The sequence below is a fragment of the Micromonospora sp. AMSO1212t genome (genome assembly GCF_008868145.1).
GTDB classification, from domain to species: domain Bacteria; phylum Actinomycetota; class Actinomycetes; order Mycobacteriales; family Micromonosporaceae; genus Micromonospora; species Micromonospora tulbaghiae.
In genome coordinates this window covers 1-2,192 of sequence record NZ_WBKS01000242.1, presented here as the reverse complement: position 1 = coordinate 2,192, position 2,192 = coordinate 1, and the positions used below count along the sequence as shown (strand labels likewise).

The window sequence follows — 2,192 nt, the reverse complement described above, 5'->3', positions numbered from 1 at the left end:
GCCACACTGGCCCGCGTGACCGCCCACGCCGACCCGACAACCTCCGTCTCCCGCCGCTGGTCGGCACTCGACAACGCCGCCGGTGGCCTCGCCCTCGACCTGGGCCTCTACGCCGCCGCCACCGTCTTCGCCGCGGTCACCGCCGCCACCTCCACCCTCCCGCCGCACCGCGCCTGGGGCACCGTCGCCACCATCGGGTACGCGCTCGCCACGCTCGCCGCGACCACCCAACTGCTCGCCCGCCGCCGCCACCCCGGCACACCCCTGGCCGGCCTGCCCGCACGGTGGACCGTCGCCGGTCTCGCCTGGGCCGCCACCGCACTGCTGCCGATCGTCACGCAGAGCATCGAACGCGCCGGCGGACGCACCGACCGCGCCCAGGAGGAGGTGATCGTGGTCGAGCACGCCGGCGCCCGCCTGGCCGAGCACGGCACCCCCTACCTCGGGCCCGACGCCATCGCCGCCCTGCCCCCCGGCGAGCAACTCCTCGGCTACACCCCCTACCAGCCCGGCATGGCGCTGTTCGGGCTGCCCCGAGCCGCCGTCGACGCCTGGTGGACCGACTCCCGAGTCTGGTTCGCGGTGGTCACCGCGCTCACCCTCGTCGCCCTCGTCGCCACGCTGCGCGCAAGCCGCGGCCCGGCCGCACCCGGCCGCGACGCCGCCGTACTGCGCGCCGTCCAGGCCGCCACCGTCCTGCCCGTCTGCGCGCTCACCCTGGCCACCGGCGGCGACGACCTTCCCGTACTCGCGCTCTGCCTGCTCGCCCTCGCGCTCGCCGCCGCCGGACGACCCGGCCGGGCCGGCCTCGCGGTCGGCGCCGCCGGCGCCCTGAAACTCTTCGCCTGGCCGGTCGCCATCGTGCTGATCTTCTGGGCCGCCACCCGCCAGGCCGCGGCCCGCACCGCCCTCGGCGCCATCGGCCTGCCCGTCCTCGCGCTGGTCCCGGTGCTGCTCGTCGACCGCGACGCCCTCGTCGAGAACGTGCTGCGCTTCCCGCTCGGCCACGGCCTCGTCACCAGCCCCGCCCAGTCACCGTTCCCCGGGCACCTCATCGCCGAGACACTCCCGGCCGGCCGCGCCGTCGCCGCCGCGCTGCTCGTCGCCGCCGGACTGGCCATCGCCGTCCGGCTGCTGCGCCGCCCGCCCTGTACCGCCGCCACCACGGCCCTCATCTGCGGGTACGGGCTGCTCGCCGCGATCCTGCTGATGCCCTCCACCCGCTTCGGGTACCTGCTCTACCCGGCCGCCCTGCTCGTCCTCGCCCCCGCGCTGGCGCTCACCCGACCGGACGACCCGGCGACATTCCCGGCAACCGCCCCGCGCGATCCCGCCGGAAGGCGTACACCTGAGGGATGACCACCTACCGCGACCGGGCCGAGGCGGGACGCGAACTCGCCGAACGCCTCACCGACCTCGCCGGCCGGCCCGACGTCATCGTGCTCGGCCTGGTCCGCGGCGGCGTACCCGTCGCCCGGGTGGTCGCCGACCGGCTCGGCGCGCCACTGGACGTGCTCGTCGTCCGCAAGCTCGGCGTGCCCTGGGCACCCGAGGTCGCGTACGGCGCACTCGGCCCCGGCGGCGTACAGGTCCTCAACGAGATGGTCGCCGGCCGGATCAGCGAGAACGACCGCGCCCAGGTCCGCCGCCGCGAACAGGCCGAACTGGAACGCCGCGAACAGCGCTACCGCGGTGGCCGCCCACCACTGGACCTCACCGACCGCACCGCCGTCATCGTGGACGACGGGCTCGCCACCGGCGCCACCGCACGCGCCGCCGTCCAGGTCGCCCGCCACCTCGGCGCCGCCCGCGTCCTGGTCGCCGTCCCGGTCGGCTCCGAGCAGGCGTACGACATGCTCGCCGCCGACGCCGACACGGTCGTGAGCAGCCAACTCCCGCACGACTTCGCCGCCGTCGGCGCGTACTACGAGGACTTCCACGAGGTCTCCGACGACGAGGTCACGCAGGCGCTGACCGCCACCGCGTGAAAACACCCGGTACCGTCGTTGTCATGCAGATGACCTGTCCTAAATGCCGCGGAGAGATGCGCCAGTACGAGCGCAGCGGAGTCGTCATCGACCAGTGCGGCGAATGCCGGGGCATCTTCCTCGACCGCGGTGAGCTCGAGAAGCTGTTCGAGGCAGAGGCCAGCTGGAACCGGCAGCACGGCGGCGCCCCGCAGCAGGCCGCGC

Annotated in this window: 3 protein-coding genes; all 3 read left to right on the top strand. The window is 75.4% G+C overall.

What is annotated here, in order from left to right:
- Positions 1-15 precede the first annotated feature (15 nt).
- Positions 16-1,359: a glycosyltransferase 87 family protein gene (locus tag F8279_RS29575; protein WP_151501701.1), complete on the top strand. Its 1,344-nt coding sequence runs from the start codon at positions 16-18 to the stop codon at positions 1,357-1,359.
- Positions 1,356-1,988: a phosphoribosyltransferase gene (locus F8279_RS29570; RefSeq protein WP_091413468.1), complete on the top strand. Its 633-nt coding sequence runs from the start codon at positions 1,356-1,358 to the stop codon at positions 1,986-1,988. Before F8279_RS29575 ends, F8279_RS29570 begins: the two co-directional genes overlap by 4 nt.
- 23 nt (positions 1,989-2,011) lie before the next feature.
- Positions 2,012-2,192 (top strand): zf-TFIIB domain-containing protein (locus tag F8279_RS29565; protein WP_151501700.1); only part of this gene is annotated, 181 nt, incomplete at its 3' end.